The organism is Spirosoma gilvum (assembly GCF_054776815.1).
Map to the genome: position 1 here is coordinate 418,615 of NZ_BAAHBH010000004.1, position 16,385 is coordinate 434,999.

The following is a 16,385-nucleotide window of genomic DNA, read 5'->3' on the forward strand; positions in this document are numbered from 1 at the left end:
CATCGAACCCGTTTATCTATGAAATGCATCCTTACAGTGTTCGCTAGTTTCTGTCTACTTACCCATTCCTTCGCCCAACAAGCTACTGACCCAACCCAGGACCCAGCCACCGCCAGTAATGCTTTTTTCAAAGCCATGCTGGATGAAGATGGGACCACACTTGGCAAGTTGCTCACCAGCGACTGCGTGCTCATCTCATTCGATGGGAGTAGTGTCGACGGGAGCCAGCTTGTACAGGCAGTGGGCGGGGGCTATGTCGTCGTCGAAACGGGCGCCGTTTCGAATGCAGCGACGCGCCAGTATAACAGTGATGCGGCTGTCGTTACCGGAAGCTGGAAAACCAAAGGGGCTGTACAGGGAAATGGCTTCGATGCAACCGTTATCTTCTCTGTAATGTGCGTAAAACAGGGAAGCGGCTGGAAAATATCCAACATTCAGTTTACGCCAACCCGCTAGTACCGCTTACTAAGTCGCCGACTGAAAATCAACCCACTCCGCAATTTTGGAGTGGGTTTTTTCGTCTATATTCGGCCATTCATTCCTACCCTTATACACATGCGACTATTCCTCCGTACGCTACTGTCGGCTATCATTTTATCGGTATTTCTGGTTCAATGTTCGCGGTTGTCATTCAATGAAGTAGCGGTTGTTGGGCGTAACTTCGATGATGAAATTCAGCAGACCCAGAACCTGACGTTTACATTCAATAAAAACGTTGGCCCAACCAATCAATTCGATGAGTGGGACTCAACCCAGTATGTTCGGTTCATTCCGGCCGTTCGGGGGAAATTCAAATGGGTAGCTCCTAATGAACTGATTTTCTCCCCAGCCGTCGCCTTCGATCCGGCAACCGACTACCGCGCCGAACTGACCGACGATTTGCTTAAGCGTTCAGAAGCCAAAGCTCTGAAGGTATCTGGCGAAGACATTGTCTTTCATACGCCTTACCTGCAACTTACCAGCACCGAAAACTGGTGGACCAAGTCCCGCGAAACCGGACAGCCTCTTGCCAAAACTCGGCTAAACTTCAATTACCCCGTTTCGTCGGCAGAGGTGACGGGTAAAGTTTCAGCAACCTCGGAAGGGAAAGCTCTTACCATTCAGAGTACGCCCAGCGAAGGGCAAAACGCCGTTGCCCTTAACCTGACCAATGCACCAGACGAGAAAAATGAGCAGCCACTGACGATAAAAATTGATAAGGGTCTGAAAGTACCTAATACGGCTTACGTCAGTAAAGAACCGATTGAGGAAACCAGCACCTTACCCTCGCGTTTTAAAGTCGATGTGGCCGATGTGCTGACTTCTTTTGAGAACAATCGGGGTGTAGTGCGGGTCGTTACCACCCAGGAATTGCAACCGGGCAATCTGAGTCAGTATTACACCATTCAACCTCAGGTCGAAACCACCGCTGAACTGACTGAGAATGGCTTCATCATCCGGGGAGATTTCAACGAAACGGATACCTACGTACTCACACTTACCGATCAGATTCGAGGTGTTTTAGGTACGAAGCTGGCCGAACCCGTGACAAAGGATCTATTTTTTGGAAAAATGCCAGCCAGCATTCAGTTCGCCAATAAAAAAGCGCTTTATCTATCGTCGAAAGGGTCGCGGAATGTGGGATTGAACATCGTAAACGTGCCGAAAGTACAGGTCAAGGTTTCGAAAGTTTACGAAAACAACCTACTTAACTATTTCCGAAACAATCGCTATGAAGAATACAAGGAGAAACCGAACGGAGAATGGGGACCGTCGGGCGCCTTCAACTACAGCGACGATGAGCAGGGTGATTTAAGTGATGTCCTCGTCAATAAAACCATTGAAACAGCCGACCTGCCCAAGGTGCGGGGAGCCTCAGCATTGAATCTATCACTGCCAGATCAGAACAACACATTTCGGGGAGTTTATCTGGTATCGGTCAATTCAAAAGACGAAGCATATTTGCAGGCCAGTCAGTTGGTTTCTGTTTCCGACATTGGCTTAGTAGCGCATCAGACCAAAAACGAGATTCTGATCTGGGCCAATTCCATTCGTACAGCCGAGCCCATACAGGGGGTTGACGTCACGCTGGTGAGTAGCAATAATCAATCAGTTTATACCCTAAAAACCGACGGCAGTGGCTTTATCAAGTTCGATAAAATCACCGAAAAAGCGCCGGGTTTTAAGATTGCACTCATTACAGCCCGTACGACGGATGATTTTAACTTCCTGTTTTTGCCCGATACCGAAGTCGAAACCTCCCGCTTCGATGTGGAAGGCAAATACGATAACGAATCGGGTTTCGATGCGTTCGTATATGGCGACCGTGATATTTACCGACCTGGCGAAACGATTCATTTCAATACGGTTATCCGGTCTCAAAGCTGGCAAAGTGTGGGCGAAATTCCGGTCCTGGTTCGGGTATTAGCCCCCAACGGTCGCGAACTGAGTGCGTTCCGAAAAACTACGAATGCGCAGGGAGCCGTTACGACCGATGTGCCACTCAATCCGGCCGCTGTTACGGGCACCTATACGATTGAGGTGCTCAACGCCAACAATGTGCTGCTTACCTCGCAGCCAGTGAATGTCGAAGAATTTATTCCCGACCGGATCAAGGTAGATGTGTTGACTGATAAGTCCAGCTACAAATCCGGACAAACGATTACACTTTCGGCAACGGCCATGAACCTGTTTGGCCCACCAGCTTCCGACCGGGCTTACGAAATGGAATTGCAGCTCAAACGAAAAGCATTTGCTCCTAAAGATTACAGTGATTATGATTTTAGCATTCCGTCGGGAGAAGAAGTGGCTACTGCCAATGGCAAACCTGATCCATTCCCCAAAGAGCTTCGTCAGGGACGCACCAATGCCAACGGGCAGGCTACGGAGAAATTCCCCATTTCAGCCATGTATCAGGATATTGGCCTACTGGAAGCTAAACTATTTGTGACGGTTTTTGACGAGAATGGGCGGCCTGTAAATCGGCTTCGTCGGCTGGACGTTCTGACGCAGGATACGTTTTACGGTGTCCGCTTACCGGACAGCTATATAGCGACCAATGCTCCTGTAGCCGCCGAACTTGTAGCTCTTGATCCGACAGGAACGCTTAGAGCATCGGCATCAGCCAATGTAGAAGTAGTTCGCTATGATTACCAGACGGTGATCGAAAAAGAAGGCGAAGGCGATCAGGCCCGAATCAAATACAGCACCAAACGACGGGAAAAATCAGTTTACACCAACACGCTTCTGTTTAAAGGTGGCAAAGCCGGTTTCCGATACGTACCAACTGTTTCAGGTGAGTATGAAATCCGGGTACGGCGGCCGGGTGGGACCAACTATGCCGCAACGGGCTTTTATGCATATGGCTACGGAAGCACGTCGGCATCGTCGTTTGAAGTCAGTCAGGAAGGGCAGGTGCTCATGACGCTCGATAAGCCGATCTACCAAACTGGTGACAAAGCAAAAGTCATTTTCAAAGCCCCATTCGATGGTAAACTCCTGGTGACGGTTGAACGCAACAACGTTCTGGAGCAACAATGGCTCACAACAAACAACAAGTCGGTCGAGTGGAGCTTTTCGGTAGGGAGCCAGCACTTGCCGAACGTGTACATAACAGCCACGCTGATCCGGGCTATGGACAACACCAACCTCCCATTGACAGTTGCCCACGGATTTGCTCCGGTACTGGTTCAGGATAAGGATACACAACTGCCGGTCACGATTACGGCAGCTACCCAATCGCGCTCGAAAACGAAGCAAACTATCAAGATTAAAACCGCCCGGAATGCCCAGGTGACCGTAGCAGTTGTGGATGAGGGGATTCTTCAGATAAAAAACTTCAAAACGCCTGATCCACACGGCTTTTTCTATCAAAAACGCGCCCTAGAAGTCAGCAGCCACGATTTATATGCCCTGCTCTACCCGGAACTCTCGCTCAAATCGTCGTCCAGCGTTGGTGGGGATGGCTATGATCTGGAAAAACGAGTGAACCCACTGAGCAACGGTCGGGTTCGGCTGGTAGCCTTATGGAGCGGCATTCTGGACACTGGCTTCGATGGCGAAGCAGAATTTTCCGTTGATATTCCTCAGTTTTCGGGCGATCTGCGCATTATGGCCGTTGCCTATAAAGACAACGCATTCGGCTCGGCCAACACCAACATGAAAGTAGCTGACCCCATTGTGATCAGCACAGGCGTTCCCCGTTTTCTAGCCCCCGGCGACAATCTGGAATTACCGGTTAATTTAAGCAACACGACAAAAAACCCGGCGACCATTACAGCGCGTTTAAGCCTGACAGGCCCGCTAACTGTTGATAGCATCAGTACCCAGAAATTGACCATTCCAGCCGGTCGTGAAGGACGGACAACCTTCCGAATCTCAGCCAAACAGGTTATTGGTACAGGCAGCATTACGATTACGGCTACTGGCCTGGGCGAAACCTTTACCGAAAAAACTGACATCACCGTTCGGCCAGCCGCATCCTTGCAGAAAACCACACTCTCGGGTGCAGTAGCCAGTGGCAAATCGCAATCGTTGCAATTGGCGGGCAATTTCCTGCCGGGTACAGCTAAAGCCAGCATAACGCTAAGTCGGTCGCCGGTAGCGCAGTATGGCCGGGAATTGTCGTATCTGCTGGGTTATCCGCACGGTTGTATCGAACAAACGATTTCGAAAGCATTTCCACAATTGTACTTTGCCGACCTGGCCAAACAACTCTCATCGAATGTGTATTTCGTGCGGGCGGGTGAGAGCGATCTGAATCCGGCCAACAACGTCCGGCAAGCCATTCAGAAGGTCGAAAGTCAGCAGGTGCCGGGGGGAGGTTTCACGATGTGGCCCGGAACGCCTTCAATACAGGGACGCTCAACGGTCGATAGCTGGGCCTCTGCCTACGCCGTTCATTTTCTGGCCGAAGCGCAGGAAGCGGGTTACGAAGTGCGTCCATCGGTACTGAGTTCGGCGATGGATTACCTCACTACCCTGACCAATGCTCCGGCAATTGAGGATGTCGTTGTGTATGACGAAGCCGGTGGGCGAACAACTCGTAAATTAGCTAGCCGCACCAGTATTTATGCGTTATATGCCCTGGCGGTGGCGGGTAAGCCGAATCGTTCGGCCATGAATTATTACAAACAAAATGCAGGCTTATTGACGACCGATAGCCGTTATCTGCTTGCATCGACGTTCTTCCACGTCGGAGATACTCGCAGTTTTTCGGTGCTCCTGCCCAAACGGTTTACAGACAACACCATAGGCCGTCAAACGGGCGATAGTTATGCATCGCCTATCCGAAACCTCGCCCTGACGCTGGATGCACTGGTTGAAACCGATCGGAACAACCTACAGATTCCGACCTTAGCCCGGCAACTTTCGGGGGCTTTAAAACAAACCATGTATCTGAACACGCAGGAAGCGGCTTTTGCCTTCCTGTCACTCGGCAAACTGGCTCGTCAAACGGCCAACAGCACGGCTACAGCGACCGTAACATCCGCAGGAAAATCGCTGGGGACAATGAATGATGCGCTGTTGAATCTCAAGCGTGTACCTACCAACGCACCTTTGCAGATCAATGCCAGCGGTTCGGGCAATGTGTATTACTTCGCGCAAAGTGAGGGAATACCAACCAGCGGAAAAGTCCCGGAAGAAGACAATGGGTTACGCGTTCGCCGGGAATACCTCAGCCGCGATGGTCAAGCTATGGGCGAAATCCGGCAAAATGATCTGGTGGTTATCAAAATCACCCTGACCAGTACCAACGGCCTGTCGATCGATAATGTGGTGGTAACGGATCTGCTTCCGGCGGGTCTTGAAGTCGAAAATCCGCGCCTGACCGAGCCCCGCGATATGGACTGGATTCAGAAACCTTCCGTTCCCGACTATTTCGATCTCCGCGACGACCGCATCAATTTCTACACATCGGCTACGGGCAGCGAGCAAACGTTTTATTACCTGGCCCGTGCCGTATCGAAAGGCCGTTTTGTAGTCGGTCCCGTCTCTGCTGACGCCATGTACAACAGCGAATACCGCAGCTATAATGGTGCTGGAACATTGACGGTGAGATGATTTATCTCAGTAATGGCCGACCGTCCTAAGCTCAGCGTAGTGCTAACAACTAAAATTCCCACATGAGTCTCCCCTCTCCTGAAATCAGGAGAGGGGCTGGGGGTGAGGTAAACAGCCCAACAAACATCTTCCCTAAGCAACTAGTTAACCCGTCAACCAACCACCTCGCCCATGCTACCCGATGCCGACATAGTGATTATTGGTGGTGGCCTGGCGGGATTAACAGCTGGTATTCATCTTGCCCGGCATAATCTGCGGGTGGTTCTGTTTGAGAAACAGGCATACCCGCATCATAAGGTCTGTGGTGAATACGTATCTAATGAAGTGTTGCCGTATCTTCAGCAATTGGGGGTTTGGGTAGATACGTTAAATCCCGCCCAAATCCAGCATTTCTCGCTCAGTACCGTTTCGGGTGCTACGATTGAAAGTGATTTGCCACTAGGAGGATTTTCTGTAAGCCGGTACGCGCTGGATAATTATCTAGCGCAAAAGGCAGTTCTGTCGGGGGTAACGATAATCCAGGACGAAGTAAAGCGCGTTTTCTTCGAAGAAACTACCAACGCATTTACCATCGAAACTGCATCCGACACAACCTTCCGGTCCACAATAGCCATTGGCGCTTATGGGAAGCGGTCATTGCTGGATAAACAATTGAACAGGCCCTTTATCCGAAAAGAATCGCCCTGGCTGGGGGTGAAAGCCCATTACAAAGCCGACTTTACGGAAGGCCTGGTATCGTTGCATAACTTTCATGGGGGCTACTGTGGGCTGTGTCAGGTAGAAAATGGTATCGTTAATGCCTGTTATCTGGCTACCTACGAGAGTTTTAAAGCGTACAAAAATATCGATGCGTTCCAACGGCAGGTCCTTTCACAGAATCCACACTTAGCCCACTTCTTTTTAAATGCCGAACTATTATTTGACAAGCCGCTGGTTATCAGCCAAATTTCGTTTGCGCCCAAACAGCCAGTCGAAAATCACGTACTGATGTGTGGCGATACCGCCGGACTAATTCATCCTTTGTGCGGTAACGGCATGGCTATGGCTATTCACAGTGCCAAGTTAGTATCAGAAAGGCTCATAACGTATTTTGATGGAAAACGTAAAGACAGACTTGCCCTGGAAAAGAGCTATGCACTTGCCTGGAGAAATGAATTTACCGGTCGATTAACCGCCGGACGGCTTTTGCAATCCGTTTTACAACATCCATTGGCTACGTCAGTTATGCTTAAAGGCCTTCAACTGACACCCAGCGTTTTGCCACTGATTATCAAACAAACCCACGGTAGATTAATGGATAGTGTATAATGGACAATGGATAATGCTACTGCGGTGCCGCTGTGGTGTCGGTTTCTTAAAACCGACACATTGAGGTTTCTCAAAACCTCTTCAAGCTTCTTTAACGAGGTTTTAAGAAACCTCATTCCGTCAGATATAAGCATATGACATCACGAAATTCATTTTACATTTTTCATTGGCCATTATTCATTACAAATGCCCTTAGACACCTCACAACGTACGACTCAGGAAGAAGCGCTGGATGATTTCGAACTGGCGGGCAGTGATTTACGCGACGCATTAGACAAAATTGCGGTAATTAATCGGTGGCTGGGGGGCAACAAAATTACCATCGATGGCATTCAATCACTAATTCGGGACGCTCCCCGAACTACTCCGATTACCATTATTGACATTGGTTGTGGCAATGGCGATATGTGCCGGGCCATTGCTGATTTTGCCAGACGACATAACCTGACGGTCAACATCTTAGGTATTGATGCAAATCCTGACACGATTACCCACGCCCAACTCTGTTCCGATAAGTACCCAACTATTTCGTATGCCGTTCAGAATGTATTCGAGGAAAGTTTTGCGTCGCTACAGTATGACATTGCCGTATGTACCCTGACGTTGCATCATTTTTCGGATACTGACATTCTCTCACTAATGACGTTATTGGCAAACAAAGCCCGACTGGGTATCGTTATTAATGATTTGCACCGCAGTGCACTAGCCTATCGACTATTCCAATTGATTTGCTTCATTTTCCGGCTCAATGATCTGTCGCGGGAGGATGGACTCATCTCCATTTTGAGGGGTTTCAAAAAAAGAGATTTAGAACGATATTCCAGGCAACTTCATCTGGCCAATTCTCGTATTCGCTGGAAATGGGCTTTTCGCTATCAATGGATTATTAAAAACCTATGTCAGTAAAAATTACGTCAGTAGCAAAAGCATTACCATCGAATTGGCGGGATACAACCGATATTTTACCCTTTCTGGACCAATGGCTGGCGGGTCAGGATTCGCGTTTCCAGCGAAAAGTCAAAAAGATTTTTGAAAATGCGGCTGTCGATCGGCGCTACTCGATCATGGGACCTACAGAGGTGTTTACCAAAACATCCTTTGAAGAGAAAAACGCGCTTTATGCTCAGGAATCCATTAAACTGGGCGAAACGGCTCTGACAAACGCCCTGGCCAAAACGGATTGGTCAATTACCGATATTGATTTTCTGATAACGGTCAGTTGCACAGGCATTATGATCCCTTCGCTCGATGCGTACTTGATCAACCGTATGCAGATGCGTCAGGATATTGTGCGGCTCCCCGTCACCGAAATGGGCTGCGTGGCTGGCATTTCGGGCATTATTTACGCGAAGAACTTTTTGAAAGCCAATCCGGGCAAACGAGCGGCTTTGCTGGCCGTTGAATCCCCAACGTCTACCTTTCAGCTGGACGATTATTCGATGGCCAACATCGTTAGCGCAGCTATTTTTGGCGATGGCGCGGCCTGTGTACTGCTTTCTTCGAACGATAACGATACGGGTCCAGAAATTCTGGCCGAAGAGATGTACCATTTTTACGACGCTACGCATCTGATGGGCTTCGACCTAACCAATACGGGTCTACAGATGGTTCTCGACAAGTCGGTGACGGAAACCATTGCCGCTCACTTTTCGGATATTATTTTTCCTTTTCTTGCAAAAAACAACCTGACAATCGAGCAAATCTCACACCTGATTTTCCATCCGGGAGGGCGCAAAATTGTGGAGGTTGTGCAGGAGCTTTTTGGTAAACTGGGCAAGAACATTGATGACACCAAAGAAGTCCTGCGCCTATACGGGAACATGTCTAGTGCCACCGTACTGTATGTGCTGGAGCGATTTATGGAGCGCCAGCCCGAAAACGGTTCGTACGGATTGATGCTCAGTTTTGGTCCGGGTTTTTCAGCGCAACGGGTTCTACTGCAATGGTAAAGGAATTTGATGGGTTGAATTATTGGGCTGTTATTCTGGGCGGCAGTTCGGGACTTGGGCTTGCTACGGCCCATAAACTGGCACAGCACGGCATGAATCTTTGCATTGTGCATCGTACCCGAAAAGCCGATCAGGCCGGAGCTGAAGCCGAGTTTAGCCAGATACAGGCCAATGGTATTCTAGTCAGGCAGTATAATCTGGATGCTACAAATGCCGAAAAGCGGAGTATGATTATTGCTGAATTAATCGAACAAGGGTATCAGGGAAAGGTCAGAGCCTTAATCCATAGCATTGCCAAAGGAAATCTGAAACCAATGCAGGCAGAAGGTCAGCCGGTACTTCAGCACGACGACTTTCAACTGACCATTGATGCTATGGCCATTAGTCTGTACGACTGGACAAACGCCTTACTATCAGCTAACCTGTTTGCAGCCGATGCGCGCGTGATTAGTTTTACAAGTGAGGGCAGCAACAGGGCCTGGAAAAACTACGCGGCTGTTTCAGCGGCCAAAGCAGCGTTGGAAGCCATTTCCCGAAGTATTGCCCTGGAATTGGCACCTTCGGGCATCCGGGCCAACTGTATTATGGCAGGTGTTACGGATACAGCCTCGTTGCGGATGATTCCTGGCTCTGATACGCTACTCAGCCATAGTCAGCAACGAAATCCGTTTGCCCGAACAACTCAGGCAACCGACATCGCTAATGTAGCGTATCTATTGTGTAAAGATGAAGCCGCCTGGATCAACGGAGCCGTCATTCCGGTGACGGGTGGTGAACACCTTCAATGATCAACAACTTGCAGCAGTTCGACCAGATTATCGCCCGATTACCGTACAGCAAACCTTTTTTGTTTGTCGACAAACTGCATTCTGTTGACGAAAATGGCGCGGAAGGCAGCTACACCTTCCCCGAAGATTCAACGTTTTACAAAGGTCATTTTGCCGATAAACCCGTTACGCCCGGTGTCATTCTGACCGAAGTAATGGCGCAGATCGGCGTCGTTTGCCTGGGCATATTTTTAGTAAACGATGCACTTAGTAATGATGTAGAAATTGCCCTCACCTCCACACAAATCGACTTTTTTCGTCCCGTTTTTCCAACCGAAACCGTTACGGTCAGATCTACAAAAGACTATTTCCGATTTCATAAGTTAAAGTGTAAGGTCGAAATGCTGAACAGTAAGGGTGAGTTGGTTTGCCGCGGAACTATTGCCGGAATGATGAAATCCAAAAGTCATGCGTAATCGAGTCGTTATCACAGGCTTGGGCGTTGTAGCCCCGAATGGTATAGGTGTTCCTGACTTTCGGGAAGCTATCAAGGCTGGGCGTAGTGGCATCGCGTTTCATCAGGACTTGGCCGATCTGAAATTTTCCTGTCAGATTGGTGGCGTTCCGCCGGTAACCGAAGCGCAAAAACACCAGTATTTTAGCGAACTGCAGCTTCATCAACTAAACAGTAGTGGCATTATTTATGGCGTTATTGCGGGTATGGAAGCCTGGCAAAACGCGGGTCTTCCAGTAGCAGAAGACGAACCAGATTGGGACAGTGGCATTGTATTCGGTACGGGCATTTTAGGGATTGATAAAATTCGGGAAGCCATCTACAAAGTCGATCAGGGGCAGGTCAGGCGGTTGGGCAGTACGGCCGTTGTACAAACCATGACCAGCGGAGTAAGCGCTTACCTGGCTGGCATGTTGGGCTGCGGCAATCAGATCAGTGCCAACTCATCGGCCTGTGCCACGGGTACCGAAGCACTCCTGATTGCGTACGAGCGTATTGCATCAGGTCAGGCGAAACGAACGCTGGCGGGAAGTTGTAACGATCATGGGCCATACATCTGGGGTGGGTTCGATGCCATGCGGGTACTCCCTTATCAGTATAACCAGACTCCTGAAAATGGCTCCCGTCCAATGAGTGCAACCGCCAGTGGCTTCGTACCGGCTAGTGGGGCAGGCGCTTTGGTGCTGGAATCGTTGGATAGTGCGCTGGACCGAAACGCTACTATCTATGCTGAGGTGCTGGGCGGCCATATCAATTCGGGTGGACAGCGCGGTGGTGGTACCATGACAGCCCCTAACCCTGTGGCCGTAAGTCGGTGCATTCAGAAAGCGCTGGAACAGGCTCAGCTTCCACCCTCGGCTGTCGATGTCATCGATGGACATTTAACGGCTACCACTAAAGACCCGGCCGAAGTAATTGCCTGGTGTGACGCGCTTGGACGACATGGTGATGATTTTCCGTATATTAATTCGTTGAAATCAATGGTGGGGCATTGCCTGAGTGCGGCTGGTAGTATTGAGTGTGTGGCTTCAGTGTTAGAGTTACATCATGGCTTTATCTACCCTTCCATCAACTGCCAAAACCCTCATCCAGACATTGCAACACGTATTGCCCCCGACAAAATACCCCAGCAACTTATTCACAAGGACATTCAGGTAATTGCGAAGGCTAATTTTGGCTTTGGCGATGTGAATGCCTGTGCCATTTTGAAAAAATTCAATCACGAATAGAACACAGATTATTATGATTTTTATGATCTATAAAGATCTGTGTACATCATAACCGAAGCGTCGGCCCGGCATCATAACAATCCGTGTTCTATTAACCTTTATCAATCATGGAAACCAAAGACGAACTGATTGCTACCCTCAAAAAAATTGTAAAGCCCTACGTTCAGGACGAACAGGCATTCGCCAATCTGACAGAGGATACTGATTTCATTAAAGACCTGAAAATAAATTCAGCAAACCTGGTTGATATTGCGCTGGATGTGGAAGAAGCCTACGACATCGAGATCGATAATGAGTCGATGGAGCGGATGTTGACGGTTGGCGCGTCCATTGACATTATCATGCAGAAGCTGGAAGCCAAATGATTGGCAACGACATTGTTGATCTGACCCAGGCTCGAAAGGAAAGCAACTGGCGACGTAAAGGCTTTCTGGAAAAAATCTTCACAGCCGATGAGCAACACCTTATCAACACCTCAGCCGATCCCGAGCACATGGTCTGGCTACTCTGGAGTATGAAAGAGAGCGCCTATAAAGCTAGCTTCCGCCAAACCCGATTACGGCGTTTTGCACCGCGAAAAATAAGCTGTCAACTCCTATTCGCAACGGATACAACAGCCACTGGTAGAGTTTTTTACGAAAACGTTTACCAAACTAAAACCATCATTACTCCGAATTACATTTCCAGTTTAGCCTTCCTTCAGAATAATCTCCCCCATCATCAGACTGTTATCCAGCTCAAAAACGCTGATTATTCCCATCAGTCCGCACAGATTCGACAAAAACTACTCGTACACACAGCCAGGGCGTTTGCCACTACTGAGTCGGATGTTCATTTTAGACAAAGTGCTGATGGCATCCCGGACCTTCTTGTCGACCAGCCATCAAACGAACCGATCGTTATTCCTGTCAGCATTAGCCATCATGGGTATTACGGAGCCTATGTAATCGGCTGGCCTAACTGCTCAACGCTATCGTATTGACCGGAACCGATAGCGCTTATCTTTGCGGCATGGCACTGATCAAATCTGTTCGGGGTAATCATCCCCAATTCGGCGAAAACTGCTGGTTTGCCGATAATGCGACCATCGTCGGCGACGTAGTTATGGGACAAGACTGCACAGTCTGGTTCAACGCAGTCGTTCGAGGGGATGTCAACTCCATTACCATTGGCGACCGGACCAACATTCAGGATGGGGCCGTTATTCACTGCACCTACCAACGCTTCAAAACAACCATCGGCAACTATGTTTCTATTGCCCATAACGCCATCGTACACGGCTGTACGCTCGAAGACAATGTACTAATTGGCATGGGCGCTATTGTAATGGATGGTGCTGTGGTTGGCCAGGGCAGCATTGTGGCAGCCGGTGCTATCGTTACGCAGAACACAATCATTCCGCCCGGATCAATTTACGCTGGCAATCCGGCCCGTTTTCTGAAAGCCGTTTCGCCCGAGCAGGCCGAAATCTTCAAACGGACCGCCAACAACTACGTCATGTACGCCGAATGGTTTAAAGAGCAATAGTTAATTGGTTGACTGGTTAACCAAACATCATGGAAGATTTTCTGATCTACCTCCGCTTAGGCTTCGATCACATTACCGATCCGAGTGGCTACGACCATATTCTGTTCGTTATTGCACTGTGTGCTGTTTATAAGGTTCAGCAATGGCGTCAGGTATTGATTCTGATTACCGCCTTTACGATTGGTCATTCCATCACACTGGCGCTGGCCACGTTACAGCTTATTCATTACAAAACGGAGTTGATTGAACTGCTGATCCCGATTACCATACTGATCACGGCCATCACTAATTTCTTCTTCCATGAATCAAGATCAGGAAGACATGCGCCCAATCAGTCATCAAAGCAGCTTGGGCGTTATCTGCTAGCTTTATCGTTCGGGCTTATTCATGGTATGGGTTTTTCCAACTACCTACGCAGCTTGCTGGGCCGGGAAGCAGACATCGTTCAGCCGTTACTCGCTTTCAATATTGGCCTTGAACTAGGGCAACTAGTTATTGTAAGTCTGGTATTAGCAATAGCCTATTTCCTGCTTGACATCGTCAAAAGCCGTCGGCTACGCTGGGTGCTGATTGTTTCAGGTATAGTAGCCGGGATGGCTTTATCGCTCATTATCAACAATGAGTATTTGCATGAATTTATTCAGAGCAACTGAGAAACTTTATCTGACCTCTGTCAATCGGACCGACGACTGACTCAACTGGTTATATAGGTAACGGGTGTAGCGGGCACACTCAGCCTGGGGTAAATGTACTCCGTCAGTAGTTTGATAAAAATCCGCCGGAAACTGAATGTATTGGTATGTGGCCTCTGGAAACGTCAGTCTTACCAATTGCCGAATCTGACTCGACAATGTGGAGTTTCTTATGCGTGGATCGGTAGGCATCTCAAAAAATATCACCTGCGTACCTAACTCTCGCAAGTTACGAATAGCCGCTGCTGCGATGTCGATCTTTGCCTGCATCTCATTCTCCGATGGAATTCGTTGCATATCAATCAAGCGTGCCTGAATCAATTTGGAGACAAAAGATGTATCAACTGACTCAGTTCCTTCAATCAGTGGCTTTGATGATCCCCAATCGCGAAGCAGAGCTTTTATGACGCCAATAGGCTGATATTTTAACATCGTAAAGGGCATGTACTCCCGCACTTTATCCCAGTTCGGCTTCGTTAAGGCAGCAAAAAAAGCAGTGTCCTGAAGCCGGTCCATGCTATTGGTTTCAATCAGTAACAAACGCGGCCGATGTTTGGCCCGAACAATTAATCCAAGACCATCGACCGACGCCAGTCCTTCCAGCGACAAATTATAATAGTGACCGGGCAGGCTATCAAACAATAGCCGGTTACTCATCGATGAGCCAATGACAATCGTATCGGCCAGCTTGCCATTTTCGTAGAGAAACTCCTCAGCTTTAACAATATTATTCTGTTGGACGGTTAGGCCTGTTCGGTGAATCTGATCTTTGAAGGCATAGATAAAGAGGCTGTAAACCAGCAGGAATAGTAGCGTTGTCAATATCGCCTTCCGAGCCATTAGAATTGAAAATAAATAAATACCCCAGATGACCCTGCATTGGTAATCACTAAAAAAAGCATCAGTCCGTAGCCCACAAATTCCCAGGTAGATGGCTTATACTGAGTCACTGGCTTCCTGATGAGGTATTGAAAATGATAGCCAATCACCGGCAGCGAATAAATAGCGATCAGGCCCAGTACGCGCATATCATTTGGCTTGTGAAGATTACTCACCAGCGCCCGACAATACGCAAGTACGTGATTGAAATCCGGCAACTTAAAGAGTAACCATAGCAGCGTTACATAGCCGAACACAATACCACCACGAATCAGTTGGCTAAAACGAGTGGGCTGTGTGGGAAATTGGCCATCAATGAATCGCTCTACAGCCAGCGCCAGCCCATGCGCAAAACCCCAAACGGCATAGCTCCAGGCTGCCCCATGCCAAAGACCACCCAGTACCATCGTCAGCATCAGATTCAGGTAGGTTCGAAGTGTCCCATGCCGATTCCCACCTAAGGGAATGTATAGGTATTCGCGCAGAAAACTCGATAATGAAATGTGCCATCGTCGCCAGAAATCAGAGAACGAACTGGCCACATACGGAAAGTTGAAGTTAATGGGGAAATCGTAACCAAATAGGCCAGCCAATCCCAGAGCAATAAGTGAATACCCGGCAAAATCAGCAAAGATTTGCATCGAATACCCAAACAGCAAACCCAGTAATGTCAGGGAAGAATATCCTTCAAAAAAAGGATATACCATCAACGCTGTGTAATCTTTTAAGTTATCGGCAACTACTGTCTTTAAAAAATAACCCACGACTAATGCCCGAAAGCAGTCATCCCACTTAATGTCGTCGAGGAACTTAGGGCTGATCTGAGGTAAAAAAAAGTGAGCTTTAACAATTGGGCCGGAGACAAGCTGCGGGAAAAAAGCCTTGAAGAAAAAGACATTTTGTGCATGCTGCAACCAATTCCGCACAATCATCGACCGAAATTTGGGTACATCTCGGTATCGGTAGGTATCAACAACCAGACTAATTCCCTGAAAGGTAAAGAATGAGATCCCTACGGGCAGTGGTAAGGCTACCAACGTTTCGGCCAATGAACTATCCAGAGGAAGAAATGTCCGGCTCAGCAATGGTCCATACTTAAAAAAGCATAGAATACTCAGGTTGGCGACCACACCCCAGATGGCATAAAATCGACGCCAATCAGGGCGCCCGTAAATGACCAGATAACTGGATACAATATTGATACTGACCGACAGCAGCAGTAACCAAAGCAAATCGGCCTGATTAACGGAATAGAATACCAGACTGGCAAGGATCAAAATAGGTACCTGCCATCGATTCAACAATGGCAAATAGTATAGAATAAAGGTTAAAAGTACCAGTACAAAAAAGTTAAAGCTGGTAAAAAGCATCTTATGAGGAAGTAGGAACGGAGTGGTTGCTGCAATTTTATATCTTCTGAAGATACGAAACAAACATAGTTGATCAAGTACGAGGCTTTGATGTACCGCGCCTAACTA

General features: G+C 48.4%; 14 protein-coding genes. 12 read left to right on the forward strand and 2 right to left on the reverse strand.

Annotated features, from left to right (window positions below):
• Nucleotides 1–18: 18 nt before the first annotated feature.
• The 12 genes from ACYVFD_RS13110 to ACYVFD_RS13165 all read left to right on the forward strand — a co-directional run bounded on the left by ACYVFD_RS13110 (nt 19) and on the right by ACYVFD_RS13165 (nt 13,989).
• Complete coding sequence (locus tag ACYVFD_RS13110) at nt 19–456, forward strand: nuclear transport factor 2 family protein (protein WP_461090551.1); 438 nt, start codon at nt 19–21, stop codon at nt 454–456.
• A gap of 99 nt (nt 457–555) precedes the next feature.
• Nucleotides 556–6,042: an alpha-2-macroglobulin family protein gene (locus ACYVFD_RS13115; protein WP_461090552.1), complete on the forward strand. Its 5,487-nt coding sequence runs from the start codon at nt 556–558 to the stop codon at nt 6,040–6,042.
• Nucleotides 6,043–6,213: 171 nt separating this feature from the next.
• Complete coding sequence (locus ACYVFD_RS13120) at nt 6,214–7,350, forward strand: NAD(P)/FAD-dependent oxidoreductase (protein WP_461090554.1); 1,137 nt, start codon at nt 6,214–6,216, stop codon at nt 7,348–7,350.
• Nucleotides 7,351–7,536: 186 nt separating this feature from the next.
• A complete protein-coding gene (locus ACYVFD_RS13125; protein WP_461090555.1) occupies nt 7,537–8,256 on the forward strand; it encodes a methyltransferase domain-containing protein in 720 nt (239 codons plus the stop codon).
• A complete protein-coding gene (locus ACYVFD_RS13130; RefSeq protein ID WP_461090556.1) occupies nt 8,247–9,299 on the forward strand; it encodes a type III polyketide synthase in 1,053 nt (350 codons plus the stop codon). The genes ACYVFD_RS13125 and ACYVFD_RS13130 overlap by 10 nt, the downstream gene beginning before the upstream one ends.
• Nucleotides 9,293–10,087 (forward strand): SDR family oxidoreductase, encoded by a 795-nt coding sequence (locus ACYVFD_RS13135; RefSeq protein WP_461090557.1) that lies wholly within the window; start codon nt 9,293–9,295, stop codon nt 10,085–10,087. Before ACYVFD_RS13130 ends, ACYVFD_RS13135 begins: the two co-directional genes overlap by 7 nt.
• Nucleotides 10,084–10,542, forward strand: coding sequence for a 3-hydroxyacyl-ACP dehydratase FabZ family protein (locus ACYVFD_RS13140; protein WP_461090558.1), 459 nt, complete (start codon nt 10,084–10,086; stop codon nt 10,540–10,542). The genes ACYVFD_RS13135 and ACYVFD_RS13140 overlap by 4 nt, the downstream gene beginning before the upstream one ends.
• Nucleotides 10,535–11,809, forward strand: a complete 1,275-nt coding sequence (locus ACYVFD_RS13145) for a beta-ketoacyl-[acyl-carrier-protein] synthase family protein (protein WP_461090559.1) — start codon at nt 10,535–10,537, stop codon at nt 11,807–11,809. Before ACYVFD_RS13140 ends, ACYVFD_RS13145 begins: the two co-directional genes overlap by 8 nt.
• A gap of 107 nt (nt 11,810–11,916) precedes the next feature.
• Nucleotides 11,917–12,174 (forward strand): acyl carrier protein, encoded by a 258-nt coding sequence (locus tag ACYVFD_RS13150; protein ID WP_461090560.1) that lies wholly within the window; start codon nt 11,917–11,919, stop codon nt 12,172–12,174.
• Nucleotides 12,171–12,791: a 4'-phosphopantetheinyl transferase family protein gene (locus ACYVFD_RS13155; RefSeq protein WP_461090561.1), complete on the forward strand. Its 621-nt coding sequence runs from the start codon at nt 12,171–12,173 to the stop codon at nt 12,789–12,791. Before ACYVFD_RS13150 ends, ACYVFD_RS13155 begins: the two co-directional genes overlap by 4 nt.
• A gap of 29 nt (nt 12,792–12,820) precedes the next feature.
• Complete coding sequence (locus ACYVFD_RS13160; protein WP_461090562.1) at nt 12,821–13,336, forward strand: gamma carbonic anhydrase family protein; 516 nt, start codon at nt 12,821–12,823, stop codon at nt 13,334–13,336.
• 29 nt (nt 13,337–13,365) lie between these two features.
• Nucleotides 13,366–13,989, forward strand: a complete 624-nt coding sequence (locus tag ACYVFD_RS13165; protein ID WP_461090563.1) for a HupE/UreJ family protein — start codon at nt 13,366–13,368, stop codon at nt 13,987–13,989.
• 6 nt (nt 13,990–13,995) lie between these two features.
• On the opposite strand, the gene ACYVFD_RS13170 is transcribed toward ACYVFD_RS13165, so the two are convergent.
• Entirely contained in the window at nt 13,996–14,868 is an 873-nt protein-coding gene (locus ACYVFD_RS13170) for a hypothetical protein (RefSeq protein ID WP_461090564.1), read from the reverse strand.
• Nucleotides 14,868–16,277: an MBOAT family O-acyltransferase gene (locus ACYVFD_RS13175; RefSeq protein ID WP_461090565.1), complete on the reverse strand. Its 1,410-nt coding sequence runs from the start codon at nt 16,275–16,277 to the stop codon at nt 14,868–14,870. The genes ACYVFD_RS13170 and ACYVFD_RS13175 overlap by 1 nt, the downstream gene beginning before the upstream one ends.
• Nucleotides 16,278–16,385 lie beyond the last annotated feature (108 nt).

Coding starts and splice junctions, on each gene's coding strand:
- ACYVFD_RS13110 (WP_461090551.1), top strand. CDS start 19: ATGAAATGCATCCTTACAGTGTTCGCTAGTTTCTGTCTACTTACCCAT.
- ACYVFD_RS13115 (WP_461090552.1), top strand. CDS start 556: ATGCGACTATTCCTCCGTACGCTACTGTCGGCTATCATTTTATCGGTA.
- ACYVFD_RS13120 (WP_461090554.1), top strand. CDS start 6,214: ATGCTACCCGATGCCGACATAGTGATTATTGGTGGTGGCCTGGCGGGA.
- ACYVFD_RS13125 (WP_461090555.1), top strand. CDS start 7,537: ATGCCCTTAGACACCTCACAACGTACGACTCAGGAAGAAGCGCTGGAT.
- ACYVFD_RS13130 (WP_461090556.1), top strand. CDS start 8,247: ATGTCAGTAAAAATTACGTCAGTAGCAAAAGCATTACCATCGAATTGG.
- ACYVFD_RS13135 (WP_461090557.1), top strand. CDS start 9,293: ATGGTAAAGGAATTTGATGGGTTGAATTATTGGGCTGTTATTCTGGGC.
- ACYVFD_RS13140 (WP_461090558.1), top strand. CDS start 10,084: ATGATCAACAACTTGCAGCAGTTCGACCAGATTATCGCCCGATTACCG.
- ACYVFD_RS13145 (WP_461090559.1), top strand. CDS start 10,535: ATGCGTAATCGAGTCGTTATCACAGGCTTGGGCGTTGTAGCCCCGAAT.
- ACYVFD_RS13150 (WP_461090560.1), top strand. CDS start 11,917: ATGGAAACCAAAGACGAACTGATTGCTACCCTCAAAAAAATTGTAAAG.
- ACYVFD_RS13155 (WP_461090561.1), top strand. CDS start 12,171: ATGATTGGCAACGACATTGTTGATCTGACCCAGGCTCGAAAGGAAAGC.
- ACYVFD_RS13160 (WP_461090562.1), top strand. CDS start 12,821: ATGGCACTGATCAAATCTGTTCGGGGTAATCATCCCCAATTCGGCGAA.
- ACYVFD_RS13165 (WP_461090563.1), top strand. CDS start 13,366: ATGGAAGATTTTCTGATCTACCTCCGCTTAGGCTTCGATCACATTACC.
- ACYVFD_RS13170 (WP_461090564.1), bottom strand. CDS start 14,868: ATGGCTCGGAAGGCGATATTGACAACGCTACTATTCCTGCTGGTTTAC.
- ACYVFD_RS13175 (WP_461090565.1), bottom strand. CDS start 16,277: ATGCTTTTTACCAGCTTTAACTTTTTTGTACTGGTACTTTTAACCTTT.